This is a genomic window from Cellulomonas endophytica (assembly GCF_004123805.1).
GTDB classification, from domain to species: domain Bacteria; phylum Actinomycetota; class Actinomycetes; order Actinomycetales; family Cellulomonadaceae; genus Cellulomonas; species Cellulomonas endophytica.
Genome location: NZ_RWJX01000013.1, coordinates 1 through 18,610, shown reverse-complemented (window position 1 = coordinate 18,610; position 18,610 = coordinate 1). Strand labels below are relative to the sequence as shown.

The window sequence follows — 18,610 nt, the reverse complement described above, 5'->3', positions numbered from 1 at the left end:
GTGTCGGTGGCCCCGTCTACCGTCGCGGCCATGCGGATCCTGCACACCTCCGACTGGCACCTGGGGCGCACGCTGCACGGCGTCGACCTGCTGGGGCACCAGGCGGAGTTCGCCGACCACCTGGTCGGGACGGTGCGCGACGAGCGCCCCGCGGCCGTGGTCGTGGCGGGGGACGTGTACGACCGCGCGATCCCGCCCGTGGAGGCCGTCGCGCTCCTGTCGGACACCCTTTCGCGGCTCGCGGAGCACACGGTCGTCGTCGTGACGTCGGGCAACCACGACTCCGCGACGCGCCTGGGCTTCGGCGGCGCCCTCATGCGGGAGCGCGTGCGGCTGCGCACGGCCGTGGCGGACCTGCACCGGCCCGTCGTGCTGCCGGGGGACGACGAGGACGTGCTCGTCTACGGCCTGCCGTACCTCGACCCGGACACCGTGCGCGGCACGCTGGCCGAGGACCCGTCGCGGCCGCTCGCCCGGTCGCACGCGGCCGTCCTCGGCGCGGCCGTCCGGCGGGTGCTCGCCGACGCGGCCGCCCGCCGGGACGCGGCGGGCGGCCGGCCGCAGCGCGTCGTCGTCGCGGGCCACGCCTTCGTCGTCGGCGGCGAGGCGAGCGGCTCGGAGCGGGACATCCGCGTCGGCGGCGTGGACGCGGTGCCGGCCGGCGCGTTCGCCGGGGTGGACTACGTCGCCCTCGGGCACCTGCACGGCCCGCAGGTGGTCCCGGGGCCGGAGGGGACGGTGCTGCGCTACAGCGGGTCGCCGCTCGCGTTCTCCTTCGGCGAGCGGCACCACCGCAAGTCGAGCGTGCTCGTCGACCTGTCGGGCCCCGCGGCCCGGGCGGAGCTCGTCGACGCCCCCGTGCCGCGTCGGCTGGCGGACGTCACCGGTCCGCTCGTGGACGTCCTCGGCGCGGGCGGCGCGGACCACCGGGACGCGTGGGTGCGCGTGACGGTGACGGACGCGCTGCGCCCGCCGGACCTGTACGCGCGGGTCCGCAGCGCGTTCCCGCACGCGCTCGTGGTCCAGCACCGCCCCGCGGAGCGCGTCGAGCACGCCCGCCCCGTGCTCGTCACCGCGGCGCGTGACCCCTGGCGGGTGTCCGCCGACTTCGTCGAGCACGTCACGGGCCGCGCGCCGGACGAGGCGGAGCTCGCGGTGCTGCGTCGCGCGTACGAGGACGTCGTCGCGGCGGAGCGGAGCGCCTGATGCACCTGCGCTCCCTCACGCTCCAGGCCGTCGGCCCCTTCGTGGGCCGCCACACGGTCGACCTCGCCGCGCTCGGCGCCTCGGGCCTGTTCCTCCTCGAGGGCCCCACGGGCTCGGGCAAGTCCACGCTGATCGACGCGGTCGTGTTCGCGCTGTACGGCAAGGTCGCCTCCGACGCGACGAGCGACGAGCGCCTGCGCTGCACGCGGGCGGCGGACGACGTGGAGAGCGTCGTCGACCTCGTCTTCGAGTGCGCCTCGGGGGTCTACCGGGTCCGGCGCACGCCGTCCTACGTGCGCGCCAAGAAGCGGGGCACCGGCGTGGCGCGGCAGCAGGCGTCCGTGCGGCTGTGGCGCCTGCCCGCCGACGCGGCCGACGGTCCGCCGGCGGACGTGCTCGACCCGGCCGCCGCCCCGCCGGGGGAGCTGCTGTCCGCCCGGCTGGACGAGGCCGGCCACGAGCTGCAGCGCGTCGTGGGCCTCGACCGCGCGCAGTTCGTCCAGACGATGGTGCTGCCGCAGGGGGAGTTCGCGCGGTTCCTGCGGGCCGACCCCGAGGAGCGCCGCGTCCTGCTGCAGCGGATCTTCGGCACGGAGGTCTACGAGCAGATCGCGGAGCGCCTCGCGGCGATGCGGCGCGAGGGCGAGCGGTCGCTGGAGGCGGCGCGGGCCGGGGTGGCGTCCGCGGTCGCGCGGACGGTCGGCGCGGCGCGTCTCGACGAGGACGAGCGGGCGGGCCTGGAGGCGTCGCTCGCGGCCCCCGACCTGGCCGACGCGCTGGCCGCCGAGGTCGGCCGCCTGACCCTCGCCGCCGAGGGGTCGGCCGCGGCCGCCGCCGGTGCGGCGTCGGCGGCGGTCGGCGCCCGGACGGCCGTGGAGGCGGCCCTCCGGTCGGCGGAGACGGCGCACCGGCTGTGGCGACGGCTGGCCGAGCTCCGCGTGCTCGACGCGCGGCTGCGGGCCGAGGCCGGCGTGGCGGCGGAGCAGGAGGCCTCCCTGGAGCGTGCCCGGGCGGCCGGGACGGTGCGCCCCGCGCTCGCCGCGGCGGACGCGGCGCGGGTGGCGGCGGACGCCACCGGGAAGGCCCTGCGCGCCACCCTCGACCTCGTGCCGGCCGGCCTGGCCGGGCTGCTGCCGCCGGGGACGGTGCTCGAGCCGGACGGCGTGCCTGCGGCGGGCGGCACCGACGGTGGGGACCCGGGCGTCGACGCCCTCGTGGAGGGCGGGCTGCGCGCGGCGCTCGTGGTGCTGGAGCGGGACGCCCGGGCCGCGCTGGCACGCCTGGACCGGCCGCGCCGCCTGGAGGCCGAGCTCGAGGGTCGTCGCCGCGAGGTGCGGGACGCCCGGGACGGGCTCGACGACCTGCGGGCCGCGGTGGCGCGGCTGGGCGTCGAGCTCGACGCCCGTCCTGCCGCCCGGGCGCTGCTGGACGGACGGCGTGCCGCCGTGGGGGACGCGTCGGGCGCCCTGGTCCGCTCCGAGGCGGCCGTGCGCGAGGCCGAGGCGCTCGCCCGGACCGTCCTGCGGCTGGAGGAGGCGCAGGGCCTGCTCGAGGACGCCCGGCAGGGGGCGACGGAGGTCGCCCGGGCCGCCCGCGCGGCCGTCGACGCCGAGCGGGACGCCCGGGCGCGCCGCATCGCCGGGATGGCGGGGGAGATCGCCGGGGACCTCGTCGCGGGGGAGCCGTGCGCCGTGTGCGGCTCGCCGGAGCACCCCGCCCCGGCTCCCCTGGCCGCCGACCACGTGACCGCCGCCGACGTCGACCGGCGGGCCCGGGAGCGCGAGGCCGCGGAGGCCCGGCTGGAAGCGGCCCGTGCCCGGGTCACGGAGGCCGAGGCCCGGGCCGGCGCGCTCCGGGACGCGCTCGGGGGCCTCACGCCCGACGCCGTGCTGACCCGGCTCGCGTCGGCGGCCGCCGCGCGCACGGCCGCCGACAGGGCCGTCCGGGAGCACGACGCCCTGGTCGTGGCCCTCACCGAGCACGACGCCGCGACGCAGGCGCTGCGGGCGGAGCGCGCGGCCCTCGCGGAGCGGCTCGCGGGCGCCGAGAGCACCGTCGTCGCGCTCGCCCAGGCGCTCGACGAGGCGGAGGCCGAGGTCGTCGCGGCCCGGGACGGCCACCCCACCGTGCACGCGCGGCACTCGGCGACCGCTGCCGTCGTGTCGGCGGGCGAGGACCTGCTGCGCGCCCTCGACGAGCACGCGCTCGCCCTGCGGCAGCGGGCCGACCGGGAGCGCGAGAGGGCCGCGGCGCTCCTCGCCGGAGGCTTCGTGGACGCGACCGGGGCTCCGGACCCGGCGGCCTGCCGGGCGGCCCTCCTCGAGCGGGGCGAGCAGCGACGCCTGGAGCAGGCGGTCCGGGAGCACGCGGACGCGGTGGCCGCGTGCGCCGGCGGGCTCGACGACCCCGAGCTCGCGGTCGTCGCCGCCCTGCACGAGGACGACCTGCCCGACCCCGTGGCGCTGCGCGCGGAGCTGGCGGAGCGGTCGGGGGAGGCCGAGGTCGCCACGCGCGCGTGGCACGCGGCGCGCGACCGCGCCGACGCGCTGGCCACCCGTGGCGCGGAGGCCGTCGCGGCGGCGCGCGCGGTGGACGCCTCGGTCCGCGCCGCGGCCCCGGTCCACCGGCTCGCGGGCCTGACCTCCGGCACGGGCCCGGACAACCCGCGCGCCCTCTCCCTGGCGACCTTCGTCCTGGCCCGGCGCTTCGAGGACGTGGTCGAGGCCGCGAACGAGCGGCTGACCGTGATGTCCGACGGGCGCTACCAGCTCGAGCGGTCGGAGGACCGCGAGGACGTGCGCTCCCGGCGGACGGGTCTGGCCATGCGCGTGCTCGACCACCGTGCGGGGGCGGCTCGTGACCCCCGCACCCTGTCCGGCGGCGAGACGTTCTACGTGTCCCTGTGCCTCGCGCTCGGCCTCGCGGACGTCGTCGCGGCCGAGGCGGGCGGCATCGAGCTGGGCACGCTGTTCGTGGACGAGGGCTTCGGCTCGCTCGACCCGGAGACGCTCGAGCTCGTGCTCGCCGAGCTCGGCCGGCTCCGGGCCGGGGGGCGCACGGTCGGGATCGTCTCCCACGTGGAGGCCCTCAAGCAGGCCGTCGCCGACCGCGTCGAGGTACGTCCGCGCGGGGACGGTACGAGCACGCTCGCGGTGCGCGCCGGATGACCGGCCGCACGGGGATCAGGCCCGGGTCACCAGGTCCAGCCGCGGGCGGTCAGCTCGACCTCCTCGCGGAACCGCTCGACCTCGTCGAGCGGCCCCTCCCGGTCCACGCGGATCCCGGCGAGGCCGCACGCCTCGGCCAGCAGCGCGTCGTACGCGAGCTGGCAGGCGAGGAGCCGGGTCGTCCGCGCGTACGCGTGCGGGTCCTCCTCGAGCTCGCGCACGTTGGAGAGCACCGCGCTCAGGCGGGCCTGCACCTGCAGGGCCTCGAACGGGTCGAGCGGGGTCGGTTCGACCCCGCCCTTCGCGCGGCCGTTGACGGGGCCCTGGACCAGGGCGCCGCGGTTGGTCCCGCGCGCGGGGAGGGCCGGTGCGAGCGGCGCACGACCGGGCCGGGGGGCCGGGACGTAGCCGAGATCGGCACCGGGAACGGGGCGACGGGCGGTCGCGTCCGCCGGTGTGGGGACGAGCATCCACACCAGCCAGAGCGCGGCCGACGTCACCATGGTCACGACTAGCAGCAGCACCCACGTCATCGTGTGTCCTTCGTCAGCTGGGACCGCCAGTGTAGGCGACGTCACACGGGGCGGCGACCACAAGCGGACAGCGCCGGGCCGCACCGGGCCCCGGGGCGCGCGCCTGTCGACGCCCGGCAGCCGCGTCGGGGAGGATCCACGCATGTCCCACAGGCCCGAAGAGTCGCTGCTGCCCGCCGCGGCCGAACCGGACGCGCCATCCACAGGGGGCGGCCGCCGCCGCCGTCGGGGCTGCCTGCCCGCCCTGGTGGCGCTCGTCCTCCTCCTCGTCCTCCTCGCGGTGGGCGCCCTCCTGGCCGACCGCTGGGCGCGGGGCCGGGTCGAGGACCGGGTCGTCGCGCAGGTCGACGACGCGATCGCCGGCGAGGGCACGGCGGCGACGGTCGAGGGGTTCCCGGTGCTGACCCAGATCGCCGGCCGGAGCCTGGACCGCGTGCGCGTCACGGCCGACGCGGCGCTCGTCGCGGGCGTGCGCGCCGAGGACGTGCGGGTCGACGCCCGGGACGTCGGCCTGGGGGAGGACGCCACCGTGCGGGCGGCGACCCTGCAGGCGTCCCTGCCGGAGGCCTCGGTGCAGGCCCTGGTCGACCGGCACCTGGCCGGGCGTGCCGAGCAGGACGTCGTCGTGCAGGTCCGGGACGGCGTGCTGACCGCGCGCACGGAGGTCGTGGGCGTGGACGTGGGGGTCGACCTGGCGCCGACGGTCGTCGACGGGACGCTGGTCGTCGACGTGACGACCGCGCGGGTCGCCGGGACGGCGGTGGCCGTCGAGGAGCTCCCCGGGAGCCTGGCGGAGCGCCTCCAGGACCTCGCCGTGCCGGTCGAGGGGCTCCCTGCCGGCCTGGAGCTGACGGGCGCCCGCGTCGTCGGCAGCACGATCCTCGTCGAGGCGGTCGGCACGGACGTCCGGCTCGAGGACGCCGGCGCGCTCCCGTGACGGGTCCTGCCCGGACGGGTGCGGCGTGACGGGCTCTGACCCGACGGGTGCGGCGTGACGGGCCCTGACCCGACGGGTGCGGCGTGACGGGCCCTGACCCGACGGGCGCGGCGTGACGGGGGTGCCCGGGCCGGCCGCGGACGCCCTGGCGGCCCTCACCGCCGTGGCGGCGCCCCTGCCCCGCCCGCACCTGCTGCTGACGGCGCTGCTCGTCGCCGCCGTCCTCGTGCTGCCCCGGGCGTGGCACGTGGCGCGCCACGGGCTGACGATCGTGCACGAGGCCGCGCACGGCGTGGTCGCGGTCCTCGTCGGCCGTCGGCTCGCGGGGATCCGGGTGCACTCCGACACCTCGGGCCTGACGGTCTCGCGCGGGCGGCCCCGGGGGCCGGGCATGGTCGCGACCCTGCTCGCGGGCTACCCCGGGCCGGCCGTCGTCGGCCTCGGTGCGGCGGCGCTGCTCGCCCAGGGCCGGGCCGTCGCGGTGCTGTGGGGGCTGCTCCTCGTCGTGGCCCTCGTCCTGGTGCAGATCCGGAACCTCTACGGGCTGTGGGCCGTGCTCGCGAGCGGTGCGGTGCTCGCGGCCGTCACGGTGGCGGCGCCCGAGGGGGTGCGCGTCCTGGCCGCCCACGCCGTGACCCTCCTCCTGCTGGCGGGGGCGCCCCGCGCGGTGCTGGAGCTGGCGCGCGAGCGCCGCCGGGTGCGGCGGTCCGGGCGTCGCGACGTGTCGGACGCCGGCCAGCTGGCGACCCTCACGCACGTGCCCGGGGCCGTGTGGGTGCTCGTGCTCCTCGCGGTGTGCCTGGCGGCGCTGGCCGTCGGCGCCCGGTGGCTGTGGTTCGCGGCGGCGTGAGGGTCGCATGGGCACCGCACCGGCGGGGTCCTCACCCCTCCGGTGCCCCCACGACCACGCACCGGTCGAGCCACCGGGCGAGCGCGTCGCGCTCCGCGGCGGTGACGGCGAGCCCGTAGGCGGCCTTCACGCGGACCTGCCGGGCGACGTAGGCGCAGCGGTAGCCCGTGCGCGGGGGCAGCCAGGTGGCGGCGTCGCCCGCTCCCTTGCGCTGGTTGGCGTCCCCGTCGACGGCGAGCAGGTTCGCGGGGTCGTTCGCGAAGCGCTCGCGCCGCTCCTCGCTCCAGCCCTGCGCCCCCTTCTGCCACGCGTCGGCGAGCGCGACGACGTGGTCGACCTGCACCTCCGCCGAGTCGGGCCCGCGCCGGAAGGCGATGCTCTCCCCGGTGTAGGGGTCGAGGAGCGTGCCGGACAGCACGGTGCACCCGTCGGCGGGGTCGATGCGCGGCGCCCGCAGGTCACGGGCGAGGACGTCGTCCCTCGTGCCGCACCCGTTGCCGTCCACGTCCGCCCAGGGGGTGCCGAAGGCCGAGCGGTCGTACCCGGTGAGCGGTGCCCGGCCCTGCACGACGAGCGCGGCCAGGTCGGCGCGGGCGCGTGCCAGGTCCGCCGCGGTGACCGGGTGGTCGGCGGCCTCCCGGGCCGAGCTCCACGTGGGCAGCCCGGTGCCCGCGGCCACGGCGAGCGCGAGCACGACCAGGAGCAGCCCGGTCCAGCGGCGCACCGGCCGTCGTCGCGCCCGTCCCATCGGTCCTCCGTCCTCGCCCGTGCCGTGCCGTGCCGCGCCGTGCCGTCGGACCGCCCGCCCGGGCCGTTCGGGCCCGGCGCGCCGGGTGCGGGGGCCGGGCAGGACGGTGCCACGCACCGCCGACACCGGGAGGGAGGACGCACGGCGTACCGGCAGGGGTGGGTCAGGGACGGGGCTGGGGGCGGCTCGGTCGGCACCGTCGGCGCCCGGTCGGCGCCCGGTCGGCGCCCGGTCGGCGCCCGGTCGGCGCCCGTCAGCGGGTCGGGGCGACGACCGTCGTGACGGTGCCGGCGGGCGGGGCCGCGGGCACGGGGTCCGTGGCGGCCCCGGCCAGGCCGGCGCCGACGAGGACGGCGGTGACGAGCGCGAGCGCGGCGGCGGCCATCCGGGTGCCCAGGCGCCCGTCGCCCGGCACCACGCGCGCGGGGCGGTCCTCGCGCCGGTCGCGGGGGCGACGACCCCGCCGGCCGGCGCGGCCCTCGTCGCCGGGGCGGGGGGTGGGGACGCGGGCCGGCTCGACGCCGAGCGGCAGGCGCAGGGCCGGCGTCCCGTCGTCGGGGGCACCGGGCCCGGGCAGCGCCGCGGCGTGGTCGACGCGGTCGGCGGGGGGCAGGCGGAGGGAGGGGGCGGCGGGTCCGGGGTGCCGGTGGGGGCGCAGGCCGCGCGGGAGGTCGGCGGTGGAGAGCAGGGAGCCTTGCGGGCGGGCGACGAGGGCGTGGACCAGCCCGTCCGTGACCGCGGCGGACTCCTCGGGCGTCAGGCGGGCGGGCAGGGACTGCAGGATGCCCGGCAGTGCCGCGGTGCCGACGACGGCGACGCCCCGCGCCCCGCCGACGAGGGGGTAGACCTCGTGGGGCGAGCGGGCGTCGGGCACGCACACCACGGCCGCGACCGCCCAGCGCTGACCCGGGGGCAGGAGCGACGTGACGACGCCGCCCGCGAGCCCGACGGCCCGGCGGGCCCGCTCCGTGCGCCGCTCGAGGCGGGCACCGCGCCCGGTGACGGAGGCCACGACGACGACGCCGCCCGGGCCGACGACGATGCACTCGGCGCCCGCGCCCGGCAGCTCGGCGACGCGCGGCCCGTGCAGCACCGTCCAGCCCTCCAGGCGCCGGGCGACCGGCCGTGCCGCGGGGCGTTCGTCCATGCTCATGGTCCCTCCCTTCCCCCCGGCCTATCGGCAGGGGGAGAGGGGCGCGCGAGGACGGGGGGCCGCGCGAACGGGTGAGATCAGCGGCGGCCGCGGCGGCCCCTCGCGGCGTCCTTGCCGTCCTTGCCCGTGTCCTTCGCGTCCTTCGCGTCCTTCGCGTCCTTCGTCGCCCGGCCCGCACCTGCGCGGTCCTTCCCCTTCCCCCCGCCGGCCGGGGCAGCCGGCGCGGGGTGCAGGACGGCGGTGACGGCCGCCCACAGGTCGGCGTAGGCGAGGGCGGCGGGCGTCCGGGGTGCGAACGCGGCCAGGGGCGCCCGCAGCTCCCCCATCCGCTCGACGGCGACCGCCGCCGGGACGACGACGTCGAGGACCTCGGGCCGCGTGCGGGGCAGGTCCGCCACCGCCGCCCGGTGCGTCGCCTTGCGCCGGTCGACCATGGACAGGAAGGCCCGCACCGGCACGTCGCGCCCCTCCTCGGCGACGAGCTCGAGGACCTGGTCGAGGGACCGCAGGGCCAGCGGCGCGGGGGGCAGCGGCACGAGCACGAGGTCGGCGGCCCGCAGCACGTTGCGCGCGAGCAGCGACGCGCCCGGCGGGCAGTCGAGGACCGCGACCCCGTACCGGTCGCGCAGCGGGTCGAGGGTCGCGGTCACCCGCCGCTCGGACCGCTTGGCGGCGTCCAGGACGAGCTCGAGGTCGCGCAGGGACCGGTCGGCGGGCAGCACGTCGAGCCGTTCCCACGCCGTCTGGCGGAGCGCGGCCGCCGCGGTGCTGCGCCCCTGGACGAGCGCCTCCGCACCCCCGCGCAGCTTCGGCTTGACCTCGAGGAGGTGCGTGGCCGCGCCCTGGGGGTCCAGGTCCCACAGCAGCGTCTCGCCCGCGGCGGCGGCCGCGTGCGCGAGGTTGACGGCGGCGGTCGTCTTGCCGACGCCGCCCTTGACGGACCAGAGGGCGACGACGTCCATGTCGGCGCACGCTAGCGGCCACGGCGGCCCGGCGGGGGCGGCGCGCCCGCCGCGCGGTGCCACGTGCTTGACGGGCCCGGGCAGGCATGCGGAAGGCCTCGACGCGCGCCGACGAGGCGCACCGGCCGCACGGACCGGGCGCCGGTGCTCAGGTCCGGGGCGCGCCCGCCGATGGGTCCCGGGGGAGCCGCCCGGGTGCCGCGGCCCCCGGACGGAGGTCGACGGGTGGCGGGCGAGCGGCCGCGGGGGGACGACGCGCGCGCGGCGTGGGTCGCCGAGCTCCTGCGCGTCCCCGGCCGACACCCCCTGCGCGACCTCGGGGCGGTGCCGACCGTGGGCCTCGACGTCCGCGCCGGCTGGCCGGACCTCCTCGCGCGCGTCGCCGACGGGTCGCCCGTGCGCCTGCTCGGTCGCGTCGACGCGGGTCCTGCCCCTCTGTCCCCGTCGGCGGAGACGGACGGCGCGCTGCGCCCCCGCACCGGCACCCCCGCAGAGGACGCGGAGGTGCCGGCCCGGCTCGACGCCCTGGCCCGGGGCGCCCGCTCCGCCGACCGTCGCCTCGGCGGCCCCGACCTCGTCCTCGCCCTCGGCACCCTGACCGACTGCGGCGGCGCGCCGGCCTGGTCGGCGGCCGGCGGCGGCTCGCGCGTCGGGCGCGCGCCCGTCGTGCTCGTCCCCGTCCGGCTGCACCGGGACCCCGGCGCGGCGGACGAGGTCTGGGAGGTCCGTCCCGACGAGGGGCGGCCCGTGCGCGTCAACGGCGCGGCAGGCCGGGCGCTGGCGGAGGACCACCCCGCCCTGGCGGCCCTGCTCACGGGCACGCCCGTGGTCCCGGTCGACCGGGTCGCGGACTTGCTCGACCGGGTGGCGGCGGCCCTCGCCGGTAGCGGCACCCTCCCCGACCGCACCGGGCGCACCGACGGCACCGAGGGCACCGACGACCTCGACGACACCGCCGGCACGGCGCGGGCGACGGCCGAGCCCGCGCCCCCGCTCGAGCTGCTGCCGACCGCGGACCTCGTGCTGCTGCCCCTCGCGGTGCTCGACGCGGCGACGGCCGTGCGGTCCGCCGACGTGCTGCCCGAGCCGTCCGACCCCGACGGCGGCCCGCGGCGCGGGCTCCCGGTGGTCGAGGTGCTCCGCACGCCGGCGGGGCCGGGCGGCACCGGCGCGGTCGCGGACCTGCTCGTCGAGGCGCTCGCGGTCGGCGGGACGGTGACCGCCGTCGCGACCGGCGACGAGGAGGTCGGCGCGCTCGCGTCCCGGCTCGACGCGGCCGCGCTGCGCCCGTTCGCCCTCGACCTCACCGGCCGGGGGGCGTCCGCAGCGGGCCTGCGGGCGCAGCTCCGCGCCGCCGGGGCACCACCGGCGCACCTCCTCGAGGGCGCCGCCGGGGCCGCGGGGGAGCACGCCGCCCTCGTCGCCCGGCTCGCGGCCTCCGACGCGCTGGCCCGCACCCCCGGGCCCGCCGGCACCAGCGCCCGGGACGCGTCCGGGGCGGTGCTCGAGCTCGAGGCGGTCCTGCCGCCCGAGGCCGTGGCCGCCGCGCAGTCCCTCGCGCTGCCCGACGACGTCGCGACCCGGGCCGACCGCCCCGCCGCCCTGCTCGCCGCGGCCGCCGCGCTGGCGGAGGCGCTGGGCACGGAGGGCGACGAGAGGGCGTGGCGGCCGGAGCGCCTCGACCGGTGGACGCCCGCGGTCGCCGACGCGGTCGTGGCCGCCGTCGCGCGCCTCCGGGCGGCGGAGGGCGCGCTCGTCGAACCGGCCCTGCGGTCCCTCGCCGCCCGGGCGGCGTCCGCGGAGGAGCTGCACGCGCTCGCCGGCTGGGTCGGCTGCGGCGTCACCGCCGTGCCCGTGCCCGTGGCGGAGGCCGGACGGGTGTGCGACCCGGCGTGGCAGGAGGGCGCGGCACGGCTGCGGACCGAGCTCGCCGACCTCCGGGCCGCGCACGCGGCGGCGCTCGGCCCGTTCGTGCCGGGCGTCCTCGACCTCGACCTGGGCTCCCTGCTCGAGGAGCTCGACGAGGGGCCGGCGCCCGGGTGGCTCGCGCGCGCCACGGGCCGCGGTCCCGGGCGTGCGCGCCGGTCGGTGGCGACTGCGGGGCGCCTGGCGCCGTACCTCCGGCCCGGCGTGCGCCTCGACCCGCGGGACGTCGGTGCCGTCGTGGCCGCCCTCGTCGCGGCCCGCGAGGCCGCGCGCCCCGTCCGGGCGCGGGCGGCCACGCTCATCGGGGCCGCGCCGGCCCCGACCTGGAACGCGCTCGACGACGCCCAGGCGGACGCCCTGCTGCGCCGGCTGCGCGCCTGGGAGGCGGCGGCCGCCGTCGCGGGCACCGCGGGAGCCGACGAGGCCGACCTCGGCGCGGTCCTGCGGGCCGCCGGCCCCGGGGTCGGGCCGAGCGGGCCGGGCAGGGCCGCCGCCACCGCCGCGGCCGCGGTCCGGGACCTCGCCGTCGCCGTCGAGGACGTCCTCGACGCCCTCGGGATCCCGGCGGCGGAGCAGGCGATCTGGCTGCGGGGTCGTCCCGTGCTCGACGCGGCCGTCGAGGACGGACCGGCGATGGCGGCGGACGCCGTCGCCGGGCTGCCCGGGCTCCGCCGCCGCGTGGGGCTGCGCCTCGCGGTGGCGGCGGTGCGGGACGCGGGGGCGCCCGGCCTCGTCGCCCTCGCGCTGCGGGAGCCGGCGGGCGGCCGGCGCACCGGCCCGACGACCGGCCCGACGACCGGCCCGACGACCGGCCCGACGACCGGCCCGGCCGATGACGCCGACCGCGGCGTGCGCCCCGAGCACCTGCGCGACGTGGTGCGCCTGGCGGTGCTGCGCCGGGTGCTCGACGAGCGCCGCACGGCGCTGGCGGCGGCCCCCGCCCGCCTCGGCACGGCGGGCGCCGGGGTCCTCGTCGACCGCCTGGCCGCGCTCGACGAGGCGCAGCGCACCGCCGCCCGCGCCACCGTCCCGCACCGGCTGCTCGGCCGCGTGCCGGGCGGGCCGGACGAGCGCGCGGAGCTGGCGGCGGACCTCGTCGGGGACCTCGACCGGGGCGGGCTGCGCGGCCTGCTCGCGGCACGGGGCACCGAGGTCGCGGGCCTCCTGCCGGCCGTGCTGAGCCCGCTGGACCTCCTGGCCCCGGCGCTGCCGGCCGTGCCGGAGGGGGGCCTGCTCGTCGTCGACGACGCGGGCCGGGTGCCCGCCTCCGCCGTGGCGAGAGCCGCCGGGCGGGCGCGGCGGGTCGTCCTCGTCGAGCGCCGCGGTGGCGCGGAGGCCCTCCCGGGCTCGGCCCTGGACGTCTTCGGCCCCGGAGCCGGGTCCGTCGAGCCCGACGCCGGACGGCGCCGGCCGGAGCTGCGGAGGCTGCCCGCCGGGCCGGCGTGGGAGCGGCACCGGGCGGCGGTGGTCGCCGCGCTGGAGGCGGCCGGTCTCGCCGTCGCCGACGGCACGGGCCCCGACGGGGCGGTCGCGGACCTGGCGGTGTCCGTGGCCCCGGGGCGTCCTGCCCTCGCCGTCCTGCTCGAACGGCCCGACGGGCCGCGCGCCGACGTGGACCTGGCGGCCTGGCTGCTGCGGGAGGCGGCCCGGGACGCGCCGGCCGTGCGCCGCGCCGCCTGGTGCGGGGTGCGCACCCTGCACCTCGCCGACTGGCTCGTCGACCCGGCGGCCGTCGTCGCGGACCTGGCGGCCGCCGCGGGAGGCACGGCGGGCACGGAGGGCACGGGAGGCACGGCGGGCACGGGGGCCGCGGGCGGCGCGATCACCCTCCCGAGTGGCGCCGGTCGGTGACGTGCGGACCATGGAGACATGGCTGACACCACCGCACCCGACCCCCGCGACGCGCACCCCGGCACCGAGGCGCAGCAGCCCGACGACCTCGCCCCGCCCGGCCTCACGGGCGAGATGAGCACGGAGCCCGACCACGGCGAGGAGAGCTACGTCGGCCACGACCGGCTCACCGGCCGCAAGGCGCTCATCACGGGCGGCGACTCCGGCATCGGCCGGGCGGTCGCGATCGCGTTCGCCCGCGAGGGCGCCGACGTCGCCATCTCCTACCTGCCCGAGGAGGAGGAGGACGCGAAGGTCACCGCGTCGTGGGTCGAGAAGGCGGGCCGGCGCGCCGTGCTCCTGCCCGGCGACATCCGCGACGAGGCCTTCTGCACCCGGCTCGTGCAGGACGCCGTCTCCGGCCTGGGCGGGCTCGACCTCCTCGTGAACAACGCCGCGTACCAGATGGCGCAGCCGGGGGGCCTGGAGGACATCACCACGGAGCAGCTCGACCGGGTCTTCAGGACGAACCTGTACGCGATGTTCTGGATCACCAAGGCGGCGCTGGAGCACCTCGGCGAGGGCTCGACGATCGTCAACACGAGCTCCGTGCAGGCCTTCCAGCCGAGCCCGCCCCTGCTCGACTACGCCACGACGAAGGCGGGCATCCTCAACTTCACGAAGGGCCTGGCCCAGTCGCTGGCGGAGCGCGGCATCCGCGTCAACGCGGTCTGCCCCGGGCCCGTCTGGACCCCCCTCATCCCCGCCACGATGCCCGGGGAGAAGGTCGACGAGTTCGGCGGCGACACGCCCCTGGGCCGCGCGGGCCAGCCCGCCGAGATGGCGCCGGCCTACGTCTACCTCGCCTCGCCGGACTCGAGCTACGTCACGGGTGACCGCATCCTCGCCACGGGCGGCAAGATCGTCTGAGCCCGCCGGCGGCGCGGCGTGCGCGGGCTCGCGCCCGCCGGCGCCGCGCCGCCCGGTCCACAAGTGACGCCCACCTGCGCCGACGCCCGCTGCGCCGACCGGGCGAGACGTCGCCGGGCACCTCCCCGCCCGGGCCCCCGGGCCGATGGGACGGGCATGAGCCCGACACGACCCGGCAGGAGCGGTGCCGTCGTGCACCCCGCGGCCGGTCGTGGGGCGGCCGAGGCGCCCCGGCGCGACGTCCCGGTGGTCCGGGCGGTGGCCGGCGGCGCCGTGCCGGCCGAGGTCGCCGCGGCGGTCGTCGCCACCACCCCGACCTTCGTGTGCGTCATCGGGGCCGGAGGCGCCCTGACGCACCTCAACCCGGCGCTCGAGGCCGCCACGGGCTGGACGACCGCCGAGGTCGCCGGACGTCCGTTCTGGGAGGTGCTCCCCGTCGCGCACGAGGTCGCGCCCGCCCGCGACTGCGTCGAGCGCGCGCTCGCCCACGGCGAGGCCGACGCGCAGGAGGGCGACTGGGTCGACCGGCACGGCGGCACCCGGCGGATGTCGATGCAGCTCAGCGTGCTGCGCGACGAGCACGACGCCGTCACGGCCCTCGTCAGCGTGGGCTTCGACGTCACGGCGCAGCGCCAGGCGGAGGCCCGCCTGCGCGCCCGCGCCCGGACGGACGAGCTCACGGGCCTGGCGAACCGCAGCGGTCTGGCGAAGGCGCTGCGGGGCGTGCTGGAGGACCCGACCTCACCTGGCTGCGGCGTGCTCTTCGCCGCCCCCTTCACGACGGTGCACGGCCTCGTGCGTCTCGGCATCAGCGTGGGCACCGCCCTCGGGGGGCCCGGCGCGACCCCGCAGTCGCTGCTCGCCGCCGCGGACCGGCACATGTACGGCGTGAAGAGCCGGCGCCGTGCGCGCCGGACGAGGAGGGCCCCGGTCGGCTGACGGCCGACCGGCCGGGGCGCGTCGCGCCCGCCGGGTCCCTCCCGCCGGTCCCTCCGGTCGGGTCCCTCAGGCGAAGCGGTCGGGGTCGCCCGCGCCCACGCGGACCACCTCGGGCGCCCCGTCGGTGAGGTCGACGACCGTGGTCGGGGTCGTCCCGCAGTCACCCGCGTCGACGACCGCGTCCAGCACCGCGTCGAGCTCCTCCTTGATCTGCCACCCCTCCGTCAGCGGCCACTCCGCCCCGGGCATGAGGAGCGAGGAGGACAGCAGCGGCTCCCCGAGCTCGCGCAGGATCGCGGCGACGACGGGGTGCTTCGGGATGCGCACGCCCACGGACCGCTTCTTCGGGTGCGCCAGCCGGCGCGGCACCTCCGGCGTCGCGGGGAGGATGAAGGTGTACGGCCCGGGCGTCGCGGCGCGGATGGCGCGGAAGGCGCTGTTGGGCAGGTCGACGAGCTGCCCGAGCTGCGCGAAGTCCGCGCACACGAGCGTGAAGTGGTGCTTGTCGTCGAGGCCGCGGATGCGCCGGATGCGCTCGGCCCCGGCGTGGTCGTCCATCCGGCACCCCAGCGCGTAGAGGCTGTCCGTGGGGTAGGCGACGACCGCGTCGTCGCGCAGCATCGCGACGACCTGCTGGATCGCGCGCGGCTGGGGGTCCTGGGGGTGCACGTCGAAGTAGCGCGCCATGGGGCCACGGTAGGCACGCGGGGCGCCGCACGCCCCCGGACGACGCGGGGCGGCCCGGCACGACGACGCCCGCGCCCCCTCGGGTGGGTGTGGGGGGACGCGGGCGGGTCGGGGTCGGTGCGGCGGCGCGGGCCCGGGTCGGACCCGGCCCCGGGCGGGGGTCGTCAGGCCGCGGGCGACGCCCAGAGGATGTCGACGACGAACACGAGCGTCGACCCCGGGGGGATGGTCCCCTTGTCCTCGTCGCCGTAGCCGAGCGCCGGCGGGACGACGAGCAGGACCTGGCTGCCGACGGTCTTGCCGGCGAGGCCTTGCGACCAGCCCTCGATGACGCCGCCGGTGAGGTTGGCCGAGAAGGGCGCGCCGCGCTCCCAGGAGGAGTCGAAGGGGGTGCCGTCCCACAGGGCGCCGCTGTACTGCACGACGACCGTGCCGCCCTCGGGCACGACCGCGCCCGTGCCCGTGACGAGGTCCTGCGACACGAGCTCGGTGGGCGTGTCGCCGGCGCCCGCGGCGATCGTCGGGGTGCCGTCCTCCGCCAGCGTGACGGCCGGCAGGCCCTCGACGGGCGGCACCGCGGTGCCCGAGGCCCGGGTCGGCAGGTCCTCGGAGCCGGCCACGTCGACGACGACGACGCTCGTCGCGGTGCCCTGGTTCGCGCCGTAGAGCAGCCGCGAGCCGACCGGCGCCCCGACGAGCTTCTCGACGAGGCTCGTCGGCAGGGAGGAGCCGTCGAGCACGAGCGACTCGGCGCGGCCCTGCTCGTAGGTGGAGCCCTGCTGCGTGCCGTCCTCGCCGGAGAACCACGTCGAGTGGATGGAGATGACCTGGCCCTCGGCCAGGGCCGCGCCCGTGCCCTCGGCGAGCAGGAGGGCGGCGTCGCCCCCGATCGCGAAGGGCGTCTCGGGCAGCGTGATCGTCGGCGCGGCGCCGGCGTCCCCGGCGACCGTCACGCCCTCGAGCGCGGCGAGGTCGGCGGCGGGGTCGGCCGAGGGGGCCGGCTCGCCGGAGGCCGAGGCCGTCGCCGCGGGCGAGGCGCCTCCGTCCGCGTCCGAGGCGGCGGAGCAGCCGGCGAGCGCCGCCAGGCCGCCGAGGGTGAGCGCGGCGCCGGCGGCGACGAGCTTGCGGACGGTGCTGCTACGGCGCACGGGAGGGTCCTCCGGAGGGGGTGGGGTGCCGCCCACGGGCGGCCGGTCCGCCCTCGACGGTACGCGACGTGCCTGGGAGCACCCTCAGCGCGCCCGGCCCCCGACCGGCCCGGCCGTCCCGTGGACGGCGCCCTCCGGCACCCGGCCGCGCCCCCGGGCCCGGTCCCCGGCCAGCGCCGCCAGCACGCCCCCGAGGACCCGCGGCCCGGGCACGCCGGGGCCCAGGGCCGTCTCGACGAGGGCGTCGAAGACGCGGGGGTCGCGCCGCGCCGCGCGCACCGCCGCCGGGAGCACCCCGGGCACGTCGACGAGGCGCGCCAGCCCCGCGGTCGTCGCGGAGTGCCGCCCGAGCAGCCGCCGCAGGGCCCGGCCGTACGTCGCCCCGGGGTCGGGCGGAGGGGCTGCGGCCACCCGGCCGGCGAGGGCGCCGCTGGCGACGGCGTAGTAGATCCCCTCGCCGCTCAGCGGGTTCACCAGGGCGGCGGCGTCGCCGGCGAGGAGCACCCGTCCGCGGGGGTGCGGCAGGCGTGCGGGGGTCAGGGGCAGGTGCGCGGCCCGCCACCCCGTCGCGCCGTCGGCGGCCCCCGGCAGCAGCGCGTCGAGCCGCTCGAGCAGGTGCGCCCGGGTGGGCACGGGGCCGCCCCGGGGGTCGAGCGTCTCGCCGTAGCCGACGTTGGCCAGGCCGTCGCCGCGGTCGAAGGCCCACGCGTACCCCAGGCCCCGGCCGCCGCCGAAGCGGATCACCTGCCGCCCGCGGTCCTCGCGTCGGGTGGGCGCGTACCCCCGCAGGGCCAGCGCGGTGCGGCCCGACGGCCCGCCGCCGACCGCCCGCCGCACCGCCGAGTGCACCCCGTCGGCGGCGACCACGACCCGGGCCCGCACGACGCCGTCGAGCACGACGCCGTCGGGCGTCGTCGCCACCGTCCGGACACGGTGCCGCCGCAGCGTCGCGCCCGCGGCCACCGCCGCCGCGACGAGCCGGGCGTCGAGGGCCGCGCGGGGCACCACGAGGGCAGGGCGGGCCATCGTGCCCGTGACGGCGACCGGGCCGGCGTCCAGGTGCAGGTCCGGCACGGGGACGCGGTCGTCGAGCAGGCCGGTCACGCCGAGGCCGGCGAGCACGTCGAGGGTGTGCGGCGCGACCCCGTCGCCGCACGCCTTGTCCCGCGGGAAGTCGTACCGGTCGAGCAGCAGCACCCGTGCACCCGGGCGCTCCCGGAGCGCCGCGAGCGCGGCGGTCGCCCCCGCCGGCCCCGCCCCGACGACGACGACGTCCCACTCCTCCCCCACGGACCGGTCCGGGGCCGCGCCCGGCGGCTCGGCGTCGGCCCTCACGGGTGCGACGGGAGGTCGTGGCCGGTCGCGTTCATCTCCCGTTCCCCGCCCCCGGACCACTGCGCGACGAGGAGCGTCGCGTCGTCCTGCAGACGCCCGTGCTGGTGGTCGAGCACGCCGTGGACGACCTGGCGCAGGGTCTCGGGCGCCGGCTCGCGGGACGCCGCGGACCGCTCGAGGGTGTCCGTGAGGCGCTCGAGGCCGAAGAACCGGCCGTCCTCGTCCCGCGCCTCGGTGATCCCGTCGGTGTGGAGGACGA

At 79.8% G+C, this 18,610-nt stretch carries 15 protein-coding genes; 7 read left to right on the top strand and 8 right to left on the bottom strand.

What is annotated here, in order from left to right; translation table 11 throughout:
* Nucleotides 1–30: 30 nt before the first annotated feature.
* Nucleotides 31–1,206 (top strand): exonuclease SbcCD subunit D, encoded by a 1,176-nt coding sequence (locus EJA20_RS05845; RefSeq protein ID WP_129337228.1) that lies wholly within the window; start codon nucleotides 31–33, stop codon nucleotides 1,204–1,206.
* Nucleotides 1,206–4,373: an AAA family ATPase gene (locus tag EJA20_RS05840; protein ID WP_129337227.1), complete on the top strand. Its 3,168-nt coding sequence runs from the start codon at nucleotides 1,206–1,208 to the stop codon at nucleotides 4,371–4,373. Before EJA20_RS05845 ends, EJA20_RS05840 begins: the two co-directional genes overlap by 1 nt.
* A 26-nt stretch (nucleotides 4,374–4,399) precedes the next feature.
* Here EJA20_RS05840 and EJA20_RS19395 read toward each other — a convergent pair whose 3' ends face one another.
* Nucleotides 4,400–4,906 carry a hypothetical protein gene (locus EJA20_RS19395; protein WP_420836405.1) on the bottom strand — a complete coding sequence of 169 codons (507 nt, stop codon included), beginning with the start codon at nucleotides 4,904–4,906 and terminating at the stop codon, nucleotides 4,400–4,402.
* Between the two features lie 142 nt (nucleotides 4,907–5,048).
* Between EJA20_RS19395 and EJA20_RS05830 the strand changes: the two genes are divergently transcribed.
* Nucleotides 5,049–5,843, top strand: a complete 795-nt coding sequence (locus EJA20_RS05830; RefSeq protein WP_164983847.1) for an LmeA family phospholipid-binding protein — start codon at nucleotides 5,049–5,051, stop codon at nucleotides 5,841–5,843.
* A gap of 112 nt (nucleotides 5,844–5,955) precedes the next feature.
* Entirely contained in the window at nucleotides 5,956–6,693 is a 738-nt protein-coding gene (locus EJA20_RS05825; RefSeq protein WP_240675101.1) for a M50 family metallopeptidase, read from the top strand.
* Nucleotides 6,694–6,724: 31 nt separating this feature from the next.
* On the opposite strand, the gene EJA20_RS05820 is transcribed toward EJA20_RS05825, so the two are convergent.
* The 3 genes from EJA20_RS05820 to EJA20_RS05810 form a co-directional block, all read right to left on the bottom strand.
* Entirely contained in the window at nucleotides 6,725–7,417 is a 693-nt protein-coding gene (locus tag EJA20_RS05820; protein ID WP_338068801.1) for an HNH endonuclease family protein, read from the bottom strand.
* Between the two features lie 277 nt (nucleotides 7,418–7,694).
* The gene (locus EJA20_RS05815; protein WP_129337224.1) at nucleotides 7,695–8,594 is read right to left on the bottom strand and encodes a hypothetical protein; all 900 of its coding nucleotides are present in this window, start codon (nucleotides 8,592–8,594) and stop codon (nucleotides 7,695–7,697) included.
* Nucleotides 8,595–8,671: 77 nt separating this feature from the next.
* Nucleotides 8,672–9,556, bottom strand: a complete 885-nt coding sequence (locus EJA20_RS05810) for a ParA family protein (protein ID WP_129337223.1) — start codon at nucleotides 9,554–9,556, stop codon at nucleotides 8,672–8,674.
* A 225-nt stretch (nucleotides 9,557–9,781) separates the two neighbouring features.
* Between EJA20_RS05810 and EJA20_RS05805 the strand changes: the two genes are divergently transcribed.
* The 3 genes from EJA20_RS05805 to EJA20_RS05795 all read left to right on the top strand — a co-directional run bounded on the left by EJA20_RS05805 (nucleotide 9,782) and on the right by EJA20_RS05795 (nucleotide 15,181).
* Complete coding sequence (locus EJA20_RS05805) at nucleotides 9,782–13,333, top strand: DUF4011 domain-containing protein (RefSeq protein WP_129337222.1); 3,552 nt, start codon at nucleotides 9,782–9,784, stop codon at nucleotides 13,331–13,333.
* An 18-nt stretch (nucleotides 13,334–13,351) separates the two neighbouring features.
* The gene (locus tag EJA20_RS05800; RefSeq protein ID WP_129337221.1) at nucleotides 13,352–14,242 is read left to right on the top strand and encodes an SDR family oxidoreductase; all 891 of its coding nucleotides are present in this window, start codon (nucleotides 13,352–13,354) and stop codon (nucleotides 14,240–14,242) included.
* 156 nt (nucleotides 14,243–14,398) lie between these two features.
* Nucleotides 14,399–15,181, top strand: coding sequence for a PAS domain S-box protein (locus EJA20_RS05795; protein WP_129337220.1), 783 nt, complete (start codon nucleotides 14,399–14,401; stop codon nucleotides 15,179–15,181).
* A 66-nt stretch (nucleotides 15,182–15,247) separates the two neighbouring features.
* Here the strand turns inward: EJA20_RS05795 and EJA20_RS05790 are convergent, their stop codons facing one another.
* The 4 genes from EJA20_RS05790 to EJA20_RS05775 all read right to left on the bottom strand — a co-directional run.
* Nucleotides 15,248–15,868, bottom strand: a complete 621-nt coding sequence (locus tag EJA20_RS05790; RefSeq protein ID WP_129337219.1) for an L-threonylcarbamoyladenylate synthase — start codon at nucleotides 15,866–15,868, stop codon at nucleotides 15,248–15,250.
* 164 nt (nucleotides 15,869–16,032) lie between these two features.
* The gene (locus EJA20_RS05785) at nucleotides 16,033–17,016 is read right to left on the bottom strand and encodes an FKBP-type peptidyl-prolyl cis-trans isomerase (protein WP_129337218.1); all 984 of its coding nucleotides are present in this window, start codon (nucleotides 17,014–17,016) and stop codon (nucleotides 16,033–16,035) included.
* Between the two features lie 84 nt (nucleotides 17,017–17,100).
* Entirely contained in the window at nucleotides 17,101–18,351 is a 1,251-nt protein-coding gene (locus tag EJA20_RS05780) for a geranylgeranyl reductase family protein (RefSeq protein WP_240675099.1), read from the bottom strand.
* A partial coding sequence (locus EJA20_RS05775; protein WP_164983846.1) for a SpoIIE family protein phosphatase occupies nucleotides 18,348–18,610 on the bottom strand: 263 nt, incomplete at its 5' end. The genes EJA20_RS05780 and EJA20_RS05775, both read right to left, overlap by 4 nt.